This window comes from Nocardioides sp. (assembly GCF_050246775.1).
In the GTDB taxonomy this organism is placed as follows: domain Bacteria; phylum Actinomycetota; class Actinomycetes; order Propionibacteriales; family Nocardioidaceae; genus Nocardioides.
This window is the reverse complement of sequence record NZ_JBFWVK010000003.1, coordinates 131,772-152,130: the sequence shown is the minus strand read 5'-3', so window position 1 is coordinate 152,130 and position 20,359 is coordinate 131,772. Positions and strand designations below refer to the sequence as shown.

The 20,359-nt window shown below is 70.9% G+C and carries 17 protein-coding genes; 7 read left to right on the top strand and 10 right to left on the bottom strand.

The window, feature by feature from the left end:
• Positions 1-142 precede the first annotated feature (142 nt).
• The 4 genes from AB7I40_RS15735 to AB7I40_RS15720 all read right to left on the bottom strand — a co-directional run bounded on the left by AB7I40_RS15735 (position 143) and on the right by AB7I40_RS15720 (position 2,766).
• Positions 143-1,732: a phytoene desaturase family protein gene (locus AB7I40_RS15735; RefSeq protein ID WP_428345750.1), complete on the bottom strand. Its 1,590-nt coding sequence runs from the start codon at positions 1,730-1,732 to the stop codon at positions 143-145.
• Positions 1,729-2,175 carry an SRPBCC family protein gene (locus AB7I40_RS15730; RefSeq protein ID WP_428345751.1) on the bottom strand — a complete coding sequence of 149 codons (447 nt, stop codon included), beginning with the start codon at positions 2,173-2,175 and terminating at the stop codon, positions 1,729-1,731. Before AB7I40_RS15730 ends, AB7I40_RS15735 begins: the two co-directional genes overlap by 4 nt.
• A gap of 99 nt (positions 2,176-2,274) precedes the next feature.
• Positions 2,275-2,403, bottom strand: coding sequence for a hypothetical protein (locus AB7I40_RS15725; RefSeq protein WP_428345752.1), 129 nt, complete (start codon positions 2,401-2,403; stop codon positions 2,275-2,277).
• Positions 2,404-2,481: 78 nt separating this feature from the next.
• The gene (locus AB7I40_RS15720; protein ID WP_428345753.1) at positions 2,482-2,766 is read right to left on the bottom strand and encodes a 2TM domain-containing protein; all 285 of its coding nucleotides are present in this window, start codon (positions 2,764-2,766) and stop codon (positions 2,482-2,484) included.
• Between the two features lie 220 nt (positions 2,767-2,986).
• Here AB7I40_RS15720 and AB7I40_RS15715 point away from each other — a divergent pair, with 220 nt between their 5' ends.
• The 4 genes from AB7I40_RS15715 to AB7I40_RS15700 all read left to right on the top strand — a co-directional run bounded on the left by AB7I40_RS15715 (position 2,987) and on the right by AB7I40_RS15700 (position 6,332).
• Positions 2,987-3,865: a slipin family protein gene (locus AB7I40_RS15715; protein WP_428345754.1), complete on the top strand. Its 879-nt coding sequence runs from the start codon at positions 2,987-2,989 to the stop codon at positions 3,863-3,865.
• Positions 3,862-4,653: a patatin-like phospholipase family protein gene (locus AB7I40_RS15710; RefSeq protein WP_428345755.1), complete on the top strand. Its 792-nt coding sequence runs from the start codon at positions 3,862-3,864 to the stop codon at positions 4,651-4,653. Before AB7I40_RS15715 ends, AB7I40_RS15710 begins: the two co-directional genes overlap by 4 nt.
• 103 nt (positions 4,654-4,756) lie before the next feature.
• Positions 4,757-5,101: a helix-turn-helix transcriptional regulator gene (locus AB7I40_RS15705; protein WP_428345756.1), complete on the top strand. Its 345-nt coding sequence runs from the start codon at positions 4,757-4,759 to the stop codon at positions 5,099-5,101.
• Positions 5,102-5,168: 67 nt separating this feature from the next.
• Positions 5,169-6,332 carry a type II toxin-antitoxin system HipA family toxin gene (locus AB7I40_RS15700; RefSeq protein WP_428345757.1) on the top strand — a complete coding sequence of 388 codons (1,164 nt, stop codon included), beginning with the start codon at positions 5,169-5,171 and terminating at the stop codon, positions 6,330-6,332.
• A 34-nt stretch (positions 6,333-6,366) separates the two neighbouring features.
• Here AB7I40_RS15700 and AB7I40_RS15695 read toward each other — a convergent pair whose 3' ends face one another.
• A complete protein-coding gene (locus AB7I40_RS15695) occupies positions 6,367-7,041 on the bottom strand; it encodes a hypothetical protein (protein WP_428345758.1) in 675 nt (224 codons plus the stop codon).
• Between the two features lie 141 nt (positions 7,042-7,182).
• Between AB7I40_RS15695 and AB7I40_RS15690 the strand changes: the two genes are divergently transcribed.
• Together AB7I40_RS15690 and AB7I40_RS15685 are read left to right on the top strand one after the other, a co-directional pair.
• Entirely contained in the window at positions 7,183-7,878 is a 696-nt protein-coding gene (locus AB7I40_RS15690; protein ID WP_428345759.1) for a response regulator, read from the top strand.
• Positions 7,879-8,058: 180 nt separating this feature from the next.
• Positions 8,059-8,862, top strand: a complete 804-nt coding sequence (locus AB7I40_RS15685) for a response regulator (RefSeq protein ID WP_428345760.1) — start codon at positions 8,059-8,061, stop codon at positions 8,860-8,862.
• Here the strand turns inward: AB7I40_RS15685 and AB7I40_RS15680 are convergent.
• The 5 genes from AB7I40_RS15680 to AB7I40_RS15660 form a co-directional block, all read right to left on the bottom strand.
• Positions 8,818-10,365 (bottom strand): DUF4118 domain-containing protein, encoded by a 1,548-nt coding sequence (locus AB7I40_RS15680; protein ID WP_428345761.1) that lies wholly within the window; start codon positions 10,363-10,365, stop codon positions 8,818-8,820. The genes AB7I40_RS15685 and AB7I40_RS15680 overlap by 45 nt on opposite strands.
• A gap of 36 nt (positions 10,366-10,401) precedes the next feature.
• Positions 10,402-11,598, bottom strand: a complete 1,197-nt coding sequence (locus AB7I40_RS15675) for a hypothetical protein (RefSeq protein WP_428345762.1) — start codon at positions 11,596-11,598, stop codon at positions 10,402-10,404.
• Positions 11,598-15,440, bottom strand: a complete 3,843-nt coding sequence (locus AB7I40_RS15670; RefSeq protein WP_428345763.1) for a UPF0182 family protein — start codon at positions 15,438-15,440, stop codon at positions 11,598-11,600. The genes AB7I40_RS15675 and AB7I40_RS15670 overlap by 1 nt, the downstream gene beginning before the upstream one ends.
• A gap of 143 nt (positions 15,441-15,583) precedes the next feature.
• Positions 15,584-15,874, bottom strand: coding sequence for a hypothetical protein (locus AB7I40_RS15665; protein WP_428345764.1), 291 nt, complete (start codon positions 15,872-15,874; stop codon positions 15,584-15,586).
• A gap of 39 nt (positions 15,875-15,913) precedes the next feature.
• Complete coding sequence (locus tag AB7I40_RS15660; protein WP_428345765.1) at positions 15,914-16,951, bottom strand: hypothetical protein; 1,038 nt, start codon at positions 16,949-16,951, stop codon at positions 15,914-15,916.
• Positions 16,952-17,047: 96 nt separating this feature from the next.
• On the opposite strand from AB7I40_RS15660, the gene AB7I40_RS15655 reads away from it, so the two are divergent.
• Positions 17,048-20,305: a hypothetical protein gene (locus AB7I40_RS15655; protein WP_428345766.1), complete on the top strand. Its 3,258-nt coding sequence runs from the start codon at positions 17,048-17,050 to the stop codon at positions 20,303-20,305.
• Positions 20,306-20,359: the final 54 nt, after the last annotated feature.

The window sequence follows — 20,359 nt, the reverse complement described above, 5'->3', positions numbered from 1 at the left end:
GGTGCCGTCGGTGTCCGCACTGTCGGGGTGCTGGACGTCGTGGTCAGGGCTGCCGCGGTTCGGGTCCACAGGTTGCTCGGTCATGGCTCACCTCTCGGTCGTTGGCGGAGGAGTTCGACGTACCCATGTGAAGGGGATCGATTCAGCGCTGACCCGGCAGGAGCCGGCGCACGCGGTGGTGGGCCAGGGCGGCTCGGGCGGCGTTCATTCCGGGGGCGCCGTGGACGCCACCGCCGGGGTGGGCTGAGGCCGACCCCAGGTAGAGCCCGCGGATCGGGGTCTCGGCCCGACCGAGACCGGGGATCGGTCGGAAGAACAGTTCCTGGTGCAGCTGGGAGGTGCCGCCGTTGATCGCGCCGCCGACGAGATTGGCGTCCCGGGCCTCGAGCTCGCGCGGCCCCAGCACCCGTCGGGTGAGGATGCGGGAGGTGAAGCCGGGGGCAAGCTTCTCGATCCGCTCCTGCATGCGGTCGGCGAACCGTTCGCAGTCGTCGCCGTCCCAGGTCCCGCGGATGCCGCCCTCACCGGCATCGCGCACGGCCTGCTGGGGGACGTGGGTGTAGGCCCACATCGACTCGGTGCCGGCCGGTGAGCGGGTGGGGTCGGTGGTCGTCATCTGCCCGGCGAGCATGAAGGGGTGCGCCGGGATCGCGCGCGCCGACACCTGGCCCAGGGCCTCGGTCATGTCCTCCACGGAGTCTGCGACGTGGAACGTGCCAGGTGCGAAGTCGGGTGTGCCGGCCCAGGGCACCGGGCTGTCCAGGGCCCAGTCGACCTTCACGGTCCCCGGGTCGAGCTGGAAGGACCGCAGCGCCTGCGTGGTACGCGCGGGCAGGTCGGCTGCCGCCACCAGGCCGCCGTACAACTTCGGGGCGACGACGTCGGCGACCACGGCGCGCGAGATGGTGAGGAGCTTGCCGTCCGCGGTGCGTACGCCGCTCGCCCGGCGATGGGACACCTCGATGCCGACGACCTCGGTCGAACAGCGGATCTCGCCGCCGCGCGCCTCGAAGCGACGGGCCAGTGCGCGCGTGAGTGCCCCGGCCCCACCTTCGGGGACCGGGAAGCCGACGGTCTGACCGAGCATCGACATCAGCATTCCCATCAGCCCGGACCCAGGGGCGTCGAGAGGGATGTCGGCGTGGCCGGCGTTGCCCGCGATGAGGATCCGCGGGCTGACCCCGCCGAAGCGGGTCCGCCCGAGCTCGGCGGCCGGGGTCAGCAGGGTCTTGACGAAGTCGAGGCCGCCCACGCCGCGCAGGTGGGACAGCACCGAGAGGCCGGAGCGCACCGGCGGGAAGGGCGACAGGAGTGCGCCGATGAGGTGCTCGCCGATGTGGTCCCAGTCTCGGCAGAGGTCCAACCAGGCCTCGCCGTCGCCGGGGTGCTGGGAGTCCATGTGGGCCGCGGTGATGTGGCGGTCCCGGTGCAGCAGGGCCCACTCCCCGTCAGGCAGCGGGTGTCCGAGTACGCCGGGCGCGTGGCGCCACGTCAGGCCGTGGTCCTCGAGGTGGAAGGACCGGATCGTGGGGGAGGCGTGGGCCAGCGGGTAGAAGGCGCTGAAGGTGTCGTGCACGAACCCCGGGTGCACGTCCTCGGCGCTGCGTACGGCGCCACCGACCTCAGGTTGCGCCTCCAGCAGCAGCACCGACCACCCGGCGTCGATCAGGTGGTTGGCGGCGACGAGGCCGTTGGGGCCGGCCCCGATGACGACGGCGTCCCAGGTGGTCATCGCAAGGCGGCGGGTCGGCCCTCGGCGACGTAGGCAAGTCGCCGGAGGGTCTCCACGTTGCGCCACTTCAGCGTCGCGTGGCGCAGTGGCGCCGGGACCAGCCGGCCCGGGCCGGAGACCGCGTCCTCCTCGATGCTCACTTCCGTGCCGGCTCCCGCGGGTGAGAGGCGCAGGATGACCTCGGCCTCGCCGACCGGCCAGCCCCGGGCCCTGAGGCGGAGCATGCTGCCGGGCTTGCACTCCACGACCTCGGTGTTGTCATCGAGCAGGAGCGGCCAGGCACCGACCGAGTGATGGATGAGCGATCCGACGCTCGGCCAGCTCTCGTCGACGTCGCGGACCCGGGAGGCGCCCACGACCCAGAGCGGGTAGAGCCAGCCGTCGGCCAGCACGTCCCACACCTCTGCGGGGGACGCTTGGACGACCAGGCTGTTGGTGCTCACGAGATGGCGACCAGGCGGGCGGAAGTGCGTGATGTCATGCCGGTCAGTACCCAGCGGCAGGGCGGCCCACACGTGGTGGGCCGCCCTGCGTCAGGTGACTCAGAGGCTACGTCCGCCCCGGACGCGGCTGAAGATGAACAGCGCGAGAGCGATGATGGCCAGGATGATGAGGATGGTCCACAGCATGGTGAGTCTCCGTCTGGTTGGGGGTACACCGCCGGGGATCATGGTGCGATCCACGAGCGGTTGGACCGCGTCGTCGCGATCCGCAACGGCCTGTACCCGATCGACGGGACCCGCAAACGCTCAGCGGTCGTCCAGCTTCTCCATCTCGCGCCGGATCTGGCTCTCGGTCGGGACGTCGCGCCCGTAGGCGTCCCAGGCGTTGGCGACCACGCCGACGCCCCAGCCGACCATCGGGAAGATGGGCCAGAAGAAGCCGGTGCTGGTCATCGCCCAGACCGCGACCAGGAGTGCGTTGACCATCAGGTAGATCACCAGGTGGACGTGGAAGTCGTGCTTCTTCTTGAGGCGCTTGACGGCGCGCTCGCGCAGTCCCTCCGCGGTCGTCGTGCTCAGTTCGCTGCTCATCTCGATCCTCCTCGTGGGCGGATTCGCGCGAAACTGCCGCCGTACGACGGCCACATCGCCCACACCTCCAGCCTCGCGCTGCCGAGGCCGGTGCGTCAGCGGCGAAGGTCCGGTGGCAGGGGGGACTCAGTCCCCACGACGGCGGGCCCACGGCCCCTGTCCTCCCTGGCTGGTCGCGCGCACGCTGAAGTGGACCTTCACGCAGTTGGGAGACATGCTCATGTCCACGTCACTGGTCGTCTGGCTCGTCGTACTCGTCGCACTTGTCCTGGTCGTCCTCGCGCTGGCGCTACGGATCGTGCGTCAGTACGAGCGCGGAGTCGTGCTGCGCTTCGGCCGGGTGGTGGGGGAGAGGGAGCCGGGCCTGCGGGTGCTCATCCCCGTTGCCGACGTCATGCACAGGGTGTCCCTCCGGGTGGTCACGATGCCGATCCAGTCGCAAGGGATCATCACGCGCGACAACGTCAGCGTCGACGTGTCCGCGGTGGCCTACTTCCGAGTGGTCGACGCGACCAAGTCGGTGGTGGCGATCGAGAACGTTCGTCAGGCGATCGACCAGATCGCCCAGACCACGCTGCGCAAGGTGGTCGGCCAGCACACGCTCGACGAGACGTTGGCCGAGACCGACCGGATCAACGGCGACATCCGCACGATCCTGGACCTGACCACGCTGAACTGGGGTGTGGAGGTGACCCTCGTGGAGCTCAAGGACATCCAGTTGCCGGAGTCGATGAAGCGGGCGATGGCCAAGCAGGCCGAGGCCGAGCGCGAGAAGCGCGCCAAGATCATCAACGCCGAGGGCGAGTCCCTGGCCGCCGAGGCGCTCGGGCAGGCCTCTGACGTGATGATGGCGCACCCCCTCGCACTGCAGCTGCGCAACCTGCAGAGCCTGGTGGAGATCGCGGTCGACAAGAACTCGACCGTGGTGTTCCCGGCACCGCTCATGAGCACCATCGGCGAGCTCGGGACCTTCCTCGCCCGCGAGACCGCCGTGGCAGCGAACGCTCTCGCGGCGGCAGAGGCCTCAGTCGCCAAGCCGGCCCCCGCCGGACAGGCCAACGGACACGGTGCACCCGAGCCCCGACAAGCGGTGGGGTGATCCCCATCGCAGACCAGGGTCGGCTGCCGCTCGCCATGGTGTACGGCGGCGGCGGGGTCGTCGGCATCGCCTACACGGCAGGGGTGGCTGCGGGTCTGGTCACCTCGGGGATCCCGGTGGCTGGTGCGCCGGCGTTGGGCACCTCGGCAGGGTCTTGGACGGCGTCGGCGTTCGCGCTGGGCGTGACCTACGACGACCTCGGGTCCCTTCCGGTGCCGCGGGTGCCGACCCGGCAATCGGGGCTGCTGGCTGACATCGCCCGGCAGGTCTTCGGGGAGTCGACCCACCCGTTGGTGTCCGTCTCGGCGGTGAGTATGCGCTCGGGGCGTCGCCACATCCTCGACGGCGCCTCGCATCCGCTGGCGGACCTGGTGGCCGCATCGTCGGCTGTCCCTGGCTTGTTCCCGCCCCACCGCGTCGACGGTCGGCTCTACCTCGACGGCGGCATGTGGTCGGCGACCTCGGTCGATGCTGCCGAGGTGGCCTCCCGTGTCATCGTGGTGGCGCCGGTCGCCGGGAGGGTGATGGGTCCGATGGGTCGGATCGCCGGTGCGCTGCTGGAGCGCGAGCTGGCCAGCTGGCGGGAGCGTCATCCCGAGTCCCACATCCACATGATCCGCCCCGACCGGGCGATGGCCAGCCTCGTGGGCGTCCGGCCGCTGGCCCTGTTCGACGCCGAGCGCGCGCGAGCGATCTATCCGTTGGCCTACGAGCAAGGTGCGCGCTGGGGCGACCGCATCCAGGACGGTGCGGCGTCGGCGCGGCCGAACCAAGGGCCAGCCGCGTAGCCGGAAGACCCCGGCTCGGAACTGGCGCTTGCGAGCGTGCGGGCAACAAGAAGTGCATTACTTTGTACCTAATGATATTCTAAGTACAAAGTAAGGAGTATCCATGGCCAGGATTCGTGTGTCTTCGCGCCCCGGGGCTGCCGATGCTGCCGCCGTACTCGGTCAGCAGATCAAGACAGCACGAGTTGCCCGCAAGTGGACCGCGACCGAGTTGGCTGAACGGATCGGGGTGGACCGGCGCACAGTCGCCGCGATCGAGGCGGGGGAGCCGAGCGTCTCGCTCGGGCACGCGTTCAATGCTGCCGACATTCTCGGGGTTCCCCTTTTCGGCGCCGAGGACCGCGTCGAACTCTTGCGCCTGCGTCGCGAAGGGCGAGACCGCTTGGCATTGCTGCCCACGCGGGTGGACAAGACGCGCAAGCAGGCAGAGCTGGGCGATGACTTCTGAGACGTCTGGCCCGAGCGGCGGCCGTGTCTTCGTCTGGACGTGGCTGCCGGGGGATTCTGCTCCAGTGGTGGCGGGAGCCGTGGACCGGGTCGGCGCCGATCGTCTGGACTTCACCTACGCGCGGTCCTATCTCGAGAGAGGGGACGCGATCAGTCTCTACACACCTGAGCTGCCGTTGCGGCGGGGTGCTCAGGAGCCGCGCGCCGGGTTGACGGTCGCAGCCTGCCTCAAGGACGCGACCCCTGACTCATGGGGCGAACGCGTGATCGGCAACCGTCTCGGTGCCGGGGACGCCGAGCTCAGCGTCGAGACCTACATGCTTGAGTCGGGATCGAACCGGCTCGGCGCCCTCGACTTCCAGCGGAGCCCAGAGGTCTACCACCCGAGGGTGCACAGCACCACGCTGGATGAACTGTACGACGCGGCCGAGAAAGTGCTCGCCGGCGAGCCGCTTGCCCCGGCTCTCGGCGATGCCCTGATGAACGGGACCGCGATCGGCGGCGCCCACCCGAAGGTGCTGGTCAGCGATGACTCAGGCGCCGAGTGCATCGCCAAGTTGTCCAGGTCCTCCGACGTGCATCCTTGGATCCCCGCCGAGGCGGTCGGGATCGAACTTGCCCGCCGCTGTGGCCTGGACGTGCCGGACGCCGAGGTCCTCCAGTCGTTGGGCCGGGACGTTCTCGTGATCAACCGGTTCGACCGCCTGCCCGGCCGGCAGCGGCGTCACATCGTCTCCGGCCTCACCTTGTTGGGGTTCGACGCGCTCCTCGGCGCACGCTACGGGTCCTACCCCGACCTGCTCGACGTCCTCCGTGAGCTGGGCAGTTCCCCGCAGGACGTCGGCCGCACGCTCTTCGAGCGAGTGGTCTTCAACATCGCGATCGGCAACAACGACGACCACGCCCGAAACCACGCCGCGTTCTGGGACGGTGCGAACCTCGAGTTGACCCCCGCCTTCGACCTCACCCCGCAGCCTCGTTCGACCGACACCTCGGCCCAGGCGATGGCAATCGGCCGCGATGGAAGTCGAGCCAGCCAGTTCTCGACGTGCGTGGCCGCCGCGGCCGACTACGGAATGTCACGGGACGCTGCCAGGCTGATCGTCGACCGCGTCGTCTCCACGATCGAGAACCAGTGGTCCGATGCTGCCGACGCCGCAGGACTGGCCCGGGCCGACCGCGACCTGCTGTGGAAGCGATCGGTCCTCAATCGGTCGACGTTCTACGACTGAGAACGCGATCCGACTTCCGTCTGGCACCCGCCGATCAGTGCGGCAGTCGGCGCTCGCCGCCGCCGTACGCGGCCTCCACGGTGGCCTGGGTCGCCTGCACCCGGGCGAGCCCGTTGGTGAGCCCGGTCCGCGCCGCCGCGGTGAGGTGGTACGTCGAGAGCCCGTTGGTGAGCAGGGTGACCTCGGCGGGGAACTGGCCCAGGCGGTCGGCCATCCCGTCGGCGTAGTCCGCGCCGTCGCCCTCCGGGGGTAGCGCGATGATCCTGGCGAGGATGGCATCGCGTCGGTGGTGCGTGGACACCAGCACCCGGCGCAGCTCGTCCACGACGCCCGCGCCCACCCGCCCGTCGTGCAACGGCACGACGCCCATCGTCACCCGGTGCTCGAGGGCGAGCACGGCAAGGACGGCGGGCGGCCCGGGCAGGTCGTCGCTCTCGGGATCGGTCGGTGGTTTGCCGATCAGGGAGGCGGCCGCGACGTGGGCCTGACCGACCTGGACCCGGAGCCGTCGTAGCGCGGCTACGGCGCGACCCGGGTGGTGGGCCTGGAACTCCGCCTTCGCGGTCGCCAGGGACGTGTTCGCCCGCGTGATCGGGGTGGAGTCCGCGGCCGACGCCGTGGACGTCGAGGCGCCGACGAGCCCCAGGGCCAGGACGGGGGCCAGGAGGGCGGTGGCGAGGCGCCCGGCGGGGTGGGAGTGAGTGGTCATCGTGAGCTCCTGTGTCGAGGGTCTGTTGTGTACCTCCACTCTCGGCGTCAAGGACCCTCGCCGCTTCGCAGCCAGCCGCCAATCCGACTACCTGCCAGCAGGTAGGACGTAACGGGGGCCGGGTGGTCCATACTCGGACCCATGGCACAGCAGCCGGGGGCGGCCGGCACGGACGCTGGTGGGGAGCAACCTGTCCGCGTCGTGGTCGCAGACGACGACGTGCTGCTGCGCGCCGGCATCGTGAGTCTGCTGGGCCGTTCGGGGTTCGACGTGGTCGGGCAGGCCGGTGACTCCGAGGCGCTGATGGCGCTCGTGCGCGAGCTGGCGCCGGACCTGGCCCTGGTCGACATCCGGATGCCTCCGACCCAGACTGTCGAGGGGCTGGAGGCAGCCGCGCTGATCCGGGAGGAGTTCCCGGACATGGGTGTGCTGGTGCTCTCCGCCCATGTCGAGGTCGAGCACGCGATGACGCTGCTGGCCGGAGGGCGCGGCATCGGCTACCTGTTGAAGAGTCGGGTCGTCGACGTCGAGGACTTCGTCGACACGGTGCGCCGGATCGCGCGGGGTGGCTCGGTCGTGGATCCCGCCCTGGTGCAGGAACTGGTCTCCGCGAACCGCCGCGACGACCCGCTGTCGGTCCTGAGCCCGCGCGAGCTCGAGGTGCTGGAGCTCATGGCCGAGGGCCGTTCGAACGCCGGCATCGGGACCCATCTCTGGGTGACCGAGGGCACCGTGGAGAAGCATGTGAAGAGCATCCTGCAGAAGCTCGACCTGCAGGAGACCGGCGCCGACCACCGCCGGGTGCTCGCGGTGATCACCTACCTTCAGGCCCGCTGAGCCTCCTCCCGCGCCCGGCACGGGTGACGACGGTTCAAGCCGACCCCCCTGCCAGCAGGTAGTACGCCGCGCCCGCTCACGGGAAGTGCGGTTGGGTGCTGGCCGCGAAGTGGATCCGGCCGCGCGTCGACATGCTGAAACGGTCCGATCAACCCAGCTCACAGCGCGAGGACCAGGCTCATGGCAACGACAGCGACGACGTACCCCCGGGGCTGGGTGGCAGCCCGTGTTCAGGAGCGCAACCTGAGTGCCGCGGGCCTGGGCCTGGCCTCGATGAAGGTGTCGGTCGAACAGCTCACCAGCCAGGCAGCCGGGCAGTTGCTGCACGACCTGGGCAACTTGCTCAACCTGCTTCCTGTGGGTCGGATCCACCTGCTCGACCTCCTGTTCTCGGAGCTGGCGACGCTGCTGAGCGTGCTCAACGGCCTTCCGTCGGGGCCGCTCAGCATGCTGGTCACCCTCGTGCTGCCGGTCGGTGGCCCGCTGTGGGCGGGTGTGATCCCGGTCGGGACCACGGTCAAGGGGGTCCGGGGCGCCGGTCGTCTGCTGGCGCGGGTCCGTATTCCTGCTAGCAGCAATGCGTCGGCTCGGTCCATCGGTCAGGCTGGGGTCGTGACCATGACCATCGTGATCGTCGACGACAGCCGCCCCTTCCTCGAGGTGGCTCGTCGGCTGTTGGTCCGTGACGGGCTCGAGGTGGTCGCCCTCGCCTCGACGGGGGCGGAGGCCGCCGCTCAGGTCGAGGCACTGAGGCCTCAGGTCGTCCTGATCGATCTCCACCTCGTCGGGGAGAGCGGCTTCGACGTCGCCAGACGCGTGGCCGGGTGTGGCCTGGTGCCGGCACCGTCGGTGGTGTTGATGTCGACCCATGCCGAAGAGGAGTTCGCCGACCTCATCGCCGCGAGTGCGGTGGCCGGCTTCATCGCCAAGGAGCGCCTGTCAGGCGACGCGGTCCGGGCCGTCGTCGCCGGCGCCGGGAGCTGAGCCGTCCAGCTCCAGGGGGACGGCGACCGTGAGCTCGGTGCCGCTGCCGACCGGGCTGCGGATCTCCATCCGGCCGCCCAGCGCGCTGACCCGGTCGGTCAGTCCCACCAGGCCGGTGCCCGCGCCCTGGTCGGCGCCACCGACCCCGTCGTCGCGGACGGCGAGGGTGAGGGTGGAGCCGTCGGTGTCGAGGCTCACCTGGACGACCGTTGCCTTCGCGTGCTTGGCGACGTTGGTGAGGGCCTCGGACACGACGTAGTAGACGCCCACCTCGACCGGCTCGGGGAAGCGTCTGCGATCGCCGTCGACCGTGAGCTCGACGGGTACGGCGGAGCGCCGAGCGAGGGTGGCCAGCGCCGGTCCCAGGCCACCCTCGGAGAGGATCGCGGGGTGTATGCCGTGGGAGACCTCACGCAGGTCGTCCACGGCACCGACCAGACCCTCGGCGAGCTCGGCGAGCTGCGGGCCGAGATCGGTGCCGTCGTCGGCCATGTCGGAGACCATCCGGAAACCGAGGGCCAGCGACACCAGGCGCTGCTGCACGCCGTCGTGCAGGTCGCGCTCGATGTGGCGGCGCGCCTCGTCGGCGGCCGCGACGATCCGGAGCCTCGATGCGGTGAGCTCGGTCCTGCTCTGTGCGTTGGCCACCGCGGTGGCGGTGAGTTCGGTGAACTCGCTGAGTCGACCCTCGGTGCCCGCTGGCGGGGTGCCGCGCCGGGACGCGGCGATCATGGCGCCCCATACGGCCCCGGCGACGACGATCGGGCTGCCCGCGCTCGAGCGCACCCCCAGTTCTCTCAGGGTGGCTGCCATCGCACCCGAGGCGGTCTCGAAGCTGTCCATCCGGGCTGGCCTGGCGGTGCGGCGTACCTCGGCGGCCACGTTCTCCCCGGCGAGCTGCAGCTGCGTGCCGACGGGGATGACCTCGCCGGACTCACTCCATGCCGCGACCACGGTGGCGCCGCCGTCGGCCTCGTAGCGCACCATGGTGGCGAGGTCGGCGTCCAGCAGTCTGCCGACCTCCTGGGTCACAGCGGCGAAGACGGCCTCGGGAGGCGTTTCGCGGGCCACCAGGGTGGCCACCCGTCGCAGGGCGGCCTGCTCGCCGGCGAGCGCGCTGCGGGCCCTTTCGGTCAGCACCGCGCGGCGCCGGGCCCGCACCGCGAGCTCCCCGAGCAGCGAGGCCATCAGGAGGTACGCCGACAGCGCCACAAGGTTGCGCGCATCGGGAATCGCGGAGTCGTGGGTCGGGGGGATGGAGTACCAGTCCAGCGCCACCACACTGGCCACGCCGACGGTGACGGCGAAGGGGATGTCCCAGTAGCGCGAGATCGCCAGCACGACCAGGACGTCGACGGCGATCACCGCGGTGGTGACGACAGGTGACTCCGGCAGCGGGTTGACCAGCAGGACGGTCGAGAGCGCGAACCAGCCTGCGCCGGTGACGAACGCCAGCGCCATCTCGACGACTCCCGCGCGGAGCGTGGACCGCGTGTCAGCCACCCGTTCAGGCTAGCGGAACCCGGACCGCTGCGCGGGTCAGCGTCGCCCCCACGCCGCCCTCAGCAGCGGGGGGAGGGATCGTCGGCGCGCCACCAGCAGGTCGAGGGCGAAGACGAGCAGCACGAACGCGGAGGCGAGTCGCACCAGGGCCGTGGGGTAGAGCAGTTGGGCTGCGAAGACCCCCGCGACCAGAAGTGCGTCGACCCGCGCGGGCTCGAGGGTGCACAGGGCCGCGACGACGAACAGGGTCATCGCGATCGTGAACGCGAGCTCGAGCTGCTCGCGGGGTGCCAGCGGCATCATCACCCCGCCTCCGCCGGCGAGGTAGGCGAGTGGGAGTGCGCCCAGCCCCAGCGTCCACTGGCTGACCGACGAGGCCAGGAACAGCGCCAGCCCTTGAGCCGGGCGATGGTTGGCGACCAGGACGGCGACCACGACGAACTCGGGCGCCTCGGTCGCGACCGGCACCACCGACTGGATGAGCAGGTAGGGGTCGATGCCGATCGAGGCGCCGGTGGCGAGCAGGGCGTCGGCGAACGGGTTCGCGACGATGACCACCACGATGCCTGCCAGCACGATCATCGACACGATCCCCGCGCGCTGGTAGCGCGGTGGCAGGGTGAGCAGCCCGGCGCCCACCCCCACCACGGCCGGCTTCTCGCCGTGGGTGCCCTGGACGCGGCGTGCGTAGGCGACGTACAGCCCCAGCAGGATCAGCGAGTCGAAGACGGACACGTTCCCGCGGACCGCGAGCTGGATGGCGAAGATCGAGGTGAGCAGCAGGATCCCGAGCTCGAGGCGCCGGTTGGCAGCCAGTCGCAGTGGCGCGATCTCCAGGCCCTGGGAGCGGGCGATCAGGGAGATGACCAGGGGCAGGGTGGCAGCACCGGCGAGCAGCAGCCGGGTGGCCCCGGTGAGGTTGGCAGTGACCAGCTCGGCGGCCTGGATGAAGGCGAAGCGGATCTCGATGATGAACTCCGGCAGCACCGTGACCACGGCGATGACAGCGAGGACCAGGCCGCCGGAGAAGACCGCCTCGCCAGCGTCGGCGGCCCAGGCCAGCATGAAGGCCGCCCCGAGCAGGCCGACGCCGAGTCCGAGCATCGCCACCGGGGCCGGCAGCAGGGCACTGAATGCGTGGACCACGAGCCCGGCGGCCGCACAGGATGCGGCCGCGACGAGCTGGCGTCGCCAGGAGGATCCCTTGACCGAGCGCGGCTCGGCTCCCGCCATCACGGCTCCTCGACGATCAGGGGGATCGAGGTCTGACTCGACGTCTCTTGCCCGCGGGCGAGGATGGTGAGCACGATCGGTCCGGCGGCGGTGGGGGTCCAGCTGAACCGGCCCGGGGCCGCGGGGCAGGGGAACCGCCAGACCCGGACCTCCTCTCCGGGACCGCGGATCCGGGCCAGGGCGCTCTGGCAACCGTCTGCCTGGAAGGCGAAGGAGGCGGGCTCGCCCTCGGTGAAGGTGGGCGGGACCCGGACCAGGGCGACCGTCGGCGGGGTGACCGAGTCCACGGGCTCAACCTGGATCACCAGGCGCTTGGTGGTGACCTGGTCCTGGGTGCCGCGCACCCGGATCGTGAGCACCGCGGGTCCGGAGGCATCGGGGGTCCACACCACCACGCCCGGGCCGTCGGCCAGCTCGTAGCGCCGGGTGAGGACGATGCCGGCGCGGGTCGAGATGGTCGCGGTCGCGTCGACCGCGTTGCGTACGGCGAAGTCGACCCGCACCGGCCGCCCCACGACACCTTGTTTCGCGGGGTCGACGAACCGCACCCGGGGTGCGGGGCCGAGCACCCGGAATCCCACCGAGTGCGAGACCTGGGTGCCGTCCAGGCCGGCCACGGCGACCCGCAGCCGGACGGGACCGGGCGTGCTCGGCACCCACCGGAGCGTGCCCCGGCCGTTGGCGACCTCGAGCGTGGTGCGCGTCTTCCCGGTCGCCGTCGTGATGGTCACGACCTCACGGTGCGCGTTGCGCACCTGGAAGGCGAGCCGCACCGGCTTTCCGACGACGGGCGGGCTGCGCGGTTGCAGGACCCGGACCCGTGGCGGCTCGTTGAGGGCCTGGCGCACGGCGCTCTCCACGTCCGGGCCCAGCCCTGCCCGGCCGTTGACGAAAGCGGTGATGCCGAGCAGGCGGGCGGCTCCGGGTCCGCGTGAGCCCTCGTAGAGGTTCTGGACCTGGACGAGGCCGCCGTTGAAGAAGAGCAGCCGTGGTCGGCCGAGCAGGACCGAGTCGATGGAGGACTTGTCGAGGTCCCTGATCTCTAGGTTGCGCAGCCCCAGCAGGTTGCGCACCCGTGGCGTGGCGAAGACCAGCCGGCTCATCTGGGCGGGGCCGAGGGTGATCGGGTCCCGCGGAAGGCTGAGGCCGCCGAGGCGGGCCCGGCCGTCGTCGTCGATCCAGCCGCTGAGGGTGCCGACGAGGTTCTGGCCGCGGGTCGGGGTGTAGTACGTCGCCAGCACGATGCGCGGGTCGGCCTCTCCGGGGGGCGGAGCGTAGATGTAGACCGGCGGCAGGGTCAGGCGCAGGTCGTCCTCGTCGTCCTCGTCGAAGTCCACGTCACCGGCGACCTCGATGGGTCCCGACAGCGCGAGGGGCCGCGCCCAGTCGTCGGCTCCACTGACGAACTGGTCGGGACTGGTGGTGTGGAACCGTTCGTAGGCGGTCGCCTGGGCCGCGAACAGGTCGGCGGGGTAGCGGAGGCGACCCCGCAGCTCGGCCGGCAGCTCGGACAGGGGCCGGAACAGGGAGGGGAAGATCTCCTGCCAGGCCCGGATGATCGGCTCGTCCTCGGTGACGTGGAGCCGCACGTCGCCGGTGAAGGCGTCGACGGTGGCGAGCACCGAGGCCCGCGCATAGGAGACCTGCGCGCCGCCGAGCGCGACCTGCTGGCCGTAGGGGTAGCGGTCGCTGGTGGTGTAGCCGTCCACGACGTAGACGACCCGGCCGTTCGCGGTGAGCGGCACCGCTTCGGAGTCCCACTGGATGAACGGGGCCAGGGTGCGGAGCCGGTCGTGGACGTCGCGGTGCAGCAGCAGCCGGGAGTCGGGGGTGATGTCGTCGGAGAGCAGGATCTCCCGGCTGCCGAGGGCGAGTGCGAAGACGGCACGGCGTACCCAGTCGGACAGCTGGATGCCGCCGGTGCCTTGGTAGTGGTACGGCGCCCGCGGCTTGCCAGGGGTGGCGGGGAGGTCAACCTCGGGGCGGCGGGTGTTGGCCAGCACCCAGCGGGACTGGGCGATGTTCGCGTCCAGGGTGGGCGTCAACACCCGGAGCTGCTCGTCGCCGGCGGCTGCCTCGGACTCGTCGGGTGGGAGGTCGCCGAAGTAGATGCGTGGTTCGCTCAGCCCGAGGCCGCGTTCGCCGAGGCCGGAGTCCAGCAGCCGGGGCTCGCGGTTGCGTCCGATCGCGGTGCTGGAGAAGCGGACCAGCCCGAGACCGTGGGTGTAGGCCACCCGGTCGTTGATCCACGAGCCGCCTTCGCCCGGCACCTGGTTGAGGTCGAGCTCTCTCGCACTCACGTTCGTCACCAGATCGCCGCCGCCCTCGGTGGTCGTGCCCTCCTCGGTGGTCGAGCTTGTCGAGACCACCCCCCTCGGCACCACGTCGATCACCGGCTCCTGAGGGCTGAAGTACGGCGGCTCGGTGACGAGCTGCCGCATGCGCGCCTCGAGGATGTAGGTGTCCCAGGCCGGGACGTTGGCCAGGCGTTTGCGGGCTGCGGGGAAGTCGGCGGCGGTGAAGGCGCTGGCGGGCTGGTAGGGCTGGGGGTCGATCGCGTCGAGGCCGAGGCCGGCGCGGGTCGCTGCCATCGAGTTGGCCAGCAGGGTCTGTTCGCTGAGCAGTGGGTTCGGGTCCACGACGTAGCGCTGGACCAGGGGAGGGGCGAGCGTGACCACGAGCGCGACCACGGTGACCAGGACGGTGCCGCTGACCCCCAGCGCGAGGCGCACCGCCTTCGTGCGGCGCCCGCGCAGCGCGAAGGGCAGCAGGAGGCACCCGCATGCGAGCAGGAGGGCCAGAACGGACAGGCCGGCCAGCGCGGGGGACCTGACGTTGACGTCGACGTACCCGGCCCCGGCGAAGGTGTGGCCCTCGCTGCCGTTCGGCTGGTCGAGGACGAGCAGGTAGCGCTCCAGGCGCAGCCGCCAGGACAGCACGAGCAGGAGGACCGCGGCCAGCACCGCGAGGTGCACCTGGGCCGCGAAGTCGATCCGGAACGGCTTGAGCCGCAGCGCGCCGCGCGCCCTGCTGGCCGGGACGACGTACACCGTGGTGACGGCGACCAACCACAGCAGCAGCGTGCAGACCTCGAGGTGGAAGGGGAGCGAGAAGACGTAGAAGCCGACGTCCTTGCCGTAGAGCGGGTCGACGGTGCCGAAGGACTGGTGGTGGCGCCACAGGAGGTACGACGTCCACTGGCCGTCGGTGGCAGACGCGAAGAGGTTGCCGGTGACGAGGGAGATGACGCCGATGGCGGCGACGCCGGCGAGAGAGCCGAGGAACCGGGTGCCCCGCAGCGCGACGGCCAGGTTGGCTCCGACGCAGACCGCGACGCCCACCAAGACCTGGGAGTGGAAGTCGGCTTTGGCCGAGATGATGCGTCGGAAGACGTCCAGCTGGTCCAGTTCGTCGAACCAGAGTGCGCCGGGCAGGACGCGGGCGATCACGAAGGCGATGAGCAGCGGGATGCCGAGGAGTACGACGACCACGCTGGCGCGTCCTCGCGGGCGCAGGAACCAGGGCCGACGTTTCGCAGGCGGCGCCTCCGGGGCGACCACGTCGGGCTGTTCAGGTTCGGGCTCGTGCGGCCCAGGTGGCGGCTCGGCTTCTTCGGCCGGCTGCGGTGGGGGAGCAGGTCGGGTGATGCGGCGCTGGCCTTCGAGGCGTCCGAAGGTGGCGACGAACTCGTCGATCGAGTCCTGGCTGACCTCCCAGACGTAGCGCGATCCCCACTCCCGCTTGTGCCCGCGCAGCTCACCTTTGCGAAGGAGGGTCCGAACGGTCTGAGGGCTGACGCCGAGTGCCTCTGCCGCCTCGGCCACTGAGAGGTCGCCCGGCACCTTTCGACGTTAACCCGGCGTCTTTCGCAGGCGCAATGACCTGCTTTCCCAGTCCGACCCCAGTCCTGGGCAGCGTGCTTTCGCAGGGTGGAGCCTCACGCGAGCGTTGGTTTCCCAGGCTCTGCGTGCCTGCGATCGGCCGGTCAGGCGCCGTTGTCGGACTCGTCCGGCTCGTTCTCGTTCTCGCCGGGCTCGTTCTCGTTCGGCTCGTTCTCGTTCTCGCCGGGCTCGTTCTCGTTCTCGCCGTCACCGTCGTCAGGCGCGACCTCGTCGGGCTCGTTGTCGTTCTCGTCCGGTTCGTTCTCGTCCACACCGGGCGACTGGCTGGCTGGGGTTCCGGGGGCTTCGGCATCGGTGTCTGCGCAACCGGCCACGACCGTCACGGTCAGGCAGGTGGCCGCCAGGATGCGTAGCGCGGAGGTGGGCTTTCGCATAGGACCACGGTAGGTGGTTTCGTGGCGGTCCGCACCGAGCTAGCGGGTTCGGGCTCGTGCCGACCGCAGGCGCTGGCCGGCGCTGCCGGTGCTTTTCTTGCCCAGGTGCGTGGCGCGGTCGGTGATGAGCGCCGTGGCGACGGGGGCGAGGATCCCGAGCAGTGCGGTGATGACGGCCGCCGGTCCGATCGAGGGCGCCAGCATCGAGTTGAGTTGGTCGGACCAGGTGAACCAGTCGAGGTCGAGGGGCACCTGGCCCAGATGGGCCGACACCATGCGGTGTCCTGCGTCCTGCAGCACGCCCCAGCTCGGGATGAGGACTACGGCGAGCACGGCACTGAGCATCACCCCGAAGACCAGTGGGTCACCGGTTCGGTAGTACTTGCGCAGCTGCGGGCTCGCGAAATAGCTGAGCAGCGCCGTCTGGGCGATGGCGATCAGGACGACGATGACGACCACCACGAGGATGACCGCTGAGAGGAACGTGAAGTAGTCCCGCCGCAGGTCCACCATGTGCAGGATCTGCTGTGCGGGAAGGGCGCCTCCGCTGGAGTCCGCGGCGGTCTGTTGCGCCGCGTCGGCGACGGCGGCGATGCCGGTGACGCACTGCATGACTGCCAGGAGAAGGGGCGTGATGACGACAGACTGGCGCAGGTTGAAGTGCGTGACCGGGTAGTCGGTCGTGGAGTTCGGCCGGTGGGTGGTCCGTCCACTGCGCAGCCACACCGCGCCGATGAACACCATGCCGCCCATCACCAGGCAGAAACTCACGCCGAACACCGAGACGGTCCAGTCGGCCTCGCACACGGCTGAGCGCCAGGTGTGCCACTGGGCGGCGATCAGGGCCAGGGCGAGGGCGGGTGCCACCGCGGTGGCGGCGGCCCAGGCCAGGGCCGGCTCGGTACGGCGAAAGGCCGCTCGCTGTTTGGACCGTCGCGCGGCCGGGCCGTCGGCATCCGTCTCTGGCCACTGGAAGGCCGCGACCCCCAGCCCGAGCGTGAACCCGATCGCCAGGGCGATGACGACCAGCCACGGTGAGGTCCAGAGGGTCGGCACGGCGCAAGCGAGGGTGGCCATCGCCTCATGGTGGACCTTGCAGCCCTCGTGCACCAGGGATGTCTTGTCTGCGGGCCCGGTGGTGCACCAAGGTGGGAGTAGCCACTGGAGGTAGCCATGCCCCAGACCCAACCGCCGTCCCCGGCGCAGTTCGCTCGGCCAGGTGCCTACTGCGCCGCCCTGGCGGGCCTGCTGCTGGCGATGAACGAGCTGAGCATGCTCTCGGCCGGCTTCCTCGATCCGCAGGGCAGGGCCTGGACCTTCCACGACCTGGTGTCGCCGTGGGTGTGGGACCAGCGCGCAGGCTGGAACGCCGCGCTGACCGCCGACCGCCTGTCCCAGTGGCAGGTCATGTTCGCGATCTACTTGACCCTCTACCTGCTCTTCGTCGGGACGCTGTCGATCGCCCTGTTCAGCTCGTTGGGGAAGGTGGTGCGCTGGTTCGTCGTACCGCTGGCCGTCGCGAGCCTCGCCGAGATCGTCGGCGTGGCGTTCCTGTCGCTGGTGCGGTGCGCGCGGGGCGGGTGTGTGGAGTCGGTGTGGGTCGACGCCGTGGCGTGGACGACGATCGCGAAGTGGGGCCTGCTCGGCCTCCTGGTGCTCGCGCTCGTCGTGGCCTTCTGCGTCCACCTCTGGCGCAACCTACGTCGGGTGGGGTTGGTCCTGCGGGCGACGTTCATCCAGCGCTTCAGCCTGTTGGCGTTCCTGCCGGTCGCGCTGTTGTCGGTGGTGCCCGGCACCCCGCTGACCGACATGTTCGACCAGCTGCCCGACATCCAGCGCCAATGGCTCGACGGCTGGCTCGGGGTGTGGCACGCCGCCGCTGCGGGTGCGGTGCACCTGGGCCTGTTGTTGCCGGGCATCTTCGTGCTGGGTCGGATCCGGTCGGACTGGGCGACCCGTCGGGTCGCGGGGGACGGCAGGTGGCCGTGGCTCACGCAGGAGGGGGTACGGCGCCGGCAGGACCTGCGCTTGTGGCTGATCGGCCCGGGCGTCCTGGCTCTCCTTGCCGCGTTCAGCGCGATCCGGGATCCGGGGTCGGTGGTGTGGGGGCGCCTGGTGGCGTTCTGCTCGGTGGCGCTGGTCGTCTGTGGCGTCTCGGCGCTGCTGCGGAAGGCCTGCGACCCGGCCCCGCAGCTGCCCGGCCGGGTGCCCGACAGCTATGCCGACGATGTGATGGCGGTCGGCGACATCCTCGCGGTGGCGGCGGTGTCGCTCGCGGGGCTGGGGTCGGTGCGGGCGCTGACGGCTCCGGCGGCGAGCCACTTCGCTGAGGGGGAGGTGCTGGACGGTGTGCTGCCGGGGCTCCTGGCGGTCCTCGGTGGGGTGCTCGCGATCGTGGCGTGGCCGGTCGCCTCGCGGGTGCTCGCGAAGATCGACGAGCGGGCCCTGCAGCCGGACAGCAACCCGCTGAGCCGGCTGAGCTCGGTCCTGACGCCCGGCGTGAACGTGGTCGGCCGCGAGGCGACCCCGGAGCAACGCCGCGACGTCGACGGCGCCCCACGCACGGTGGCTCGGACGGTGCTGTTGGCGTCGGCGGTGGCCGGGTTCGTGCTCGTCTGCCTGGCGCCCCGGTGGTTCGCTGAGTCTTTCGGGGCGCTGGCCGTGACGATCGGCGCGCTGGCGGCGCTGATCGTGATGCTCGGTGTGGTGGTGGCCTACGCGCAGGAGCGGGAGCGCCCGGAGTTGTTCCAGCTTCCGTGGGCGACGTTGGCGTTGCTGGGCGCGGTGGTGGTGTGCCTGATCCCGCAGGAGCTCGGGGGGTGGGTGGGGGCGCTGAGGTTCGTCGTCGGTGGTGTCTCGCTGGCGATCCTGGTGGTCGGGCTGGTGCTCACCTATCGGCGTCGCGGGCAGCAGCAGGAGCCGCGGACGGTCCGCCTGGGCCCGCGCTGGACGCCCGTCGTACCGCTCTTCCTGCTCGCGGTGCTGCTGGCCAACCTGGTTGGGTCGCCGGGCGACGTACATCCGGTCACGCATGTGTCGGGGGCGGTGACGCGGCCGACGATGACTGAGGCGTTCGCGTCCTGGCTGGGGGAGTCCGAGGCGTGCTCGGCGACTGTCACGGTGGGGGACCGGGAGTTGGAGGTCCGGCCGATGGTGATGGTGGCCGCGGAGGGTGGTGGGCTGCGGGCGTCGTACTGGACCGCGGCCGCGCTGGACCAGATCGCGGCTGCGGGCGGCGGGTGCGGCACGCATTCGACGCTCTTCTCGGGCGGGGCGAGCGGTGGCGCGTTCGGGCTGACCCTGGCGCGGTTCACCGAGGACCCGCTCGTGAGCGTCAAGGCGATCACCGGGTCGGAGGCGCTGGGGGCGGCGTCGATGGCGTTGGCCGGGGGAGACCTGTTGGCGAGCGCTGCGGGCATCCGCCTGGAGTCGGGTACGCCGCTGCGTGCGACCGACCGCGCCTGGCTGGACCGCGCGGGGCTGATGGAGGCGGTGTGGGAAGAGCAGGTCGGGCTGCCGGACGAGACCGACTTCCTGGCCAGTGATCCGGTGGGGGACGTGACCGGCCAGCTGGTGCTCACCTCGACGGTGGTGCGCAACGCGTGCCGTGCGCTGGTGAGCCAGGTGGACCTCGGGGGTGAGGCGACGGACTGTCCCGGGGGGAGTGGGCCGCGGAGCTTCGACCTACTGGGCGCCTACGACTGCCTCGGAGACCTCCCGGCGTTCACGGCGGGGCTGTTGGCGAGCCGGTTCCCGTATGTCACGCCGTCGGGGTCTGTGGAGGCGTGCGGGGGTCGGGAGTTCCTGCAGCTGGTGGACGGCGGCTACAGCGACAACAGCGCGCTGGGCACGATCAGGAACCTGTCCCCGCTGTGGGGTCCGCTGGTGCAGGCGCAGAACGAGTCGGTGCTCGCGGGCGGTGCGGGGCCGCTGGTGCTGCCGGTGGTCGCCTACCTGGAGAACGGCACCGGTTCGTCGTACGGCGTCTCGCCGGAGGATGTCGACTCGGTCCCCGTTGAGGGACTCGATGATCAGGACCCGACCGTGCTCGACTGGGCGACGACTCCCGAAAGCCTGGTGCCGCCGCTGACCTGGGCACGGGCGCGCGGCCACAAGGTCACCGCGACACCGTCGTTGGCGGCCTCCGTCGGGCTGACCCGGCTGGCCCTGTGCGACAGCGCGGTGCCAGGGTGCGGGATCCTGAAGAGCGCGCTCTCTGCGCTCTCGCCGCGCGTGTTCGTGGTGCACCAGAGCCCCCAGCCCACCGTCTCCGCCCCGCTCGGCTGGGTGCTGTCCCGGGCCAGCCAGGACGACCTGGACCACGACCTCGCCGAACAACTCGCGCAGCCGTGCTCGGAGCTGCCGTACGACCCGGGGTGCAAGGCGGGGTATGCGAACCTGAACCAGCTGGTGGCGTTGCTCGGGCGGTGATCGAAGGCGGCTGTTGCGATTTCCTTTGGTCGGATGGCCAGCAACTCCACCACG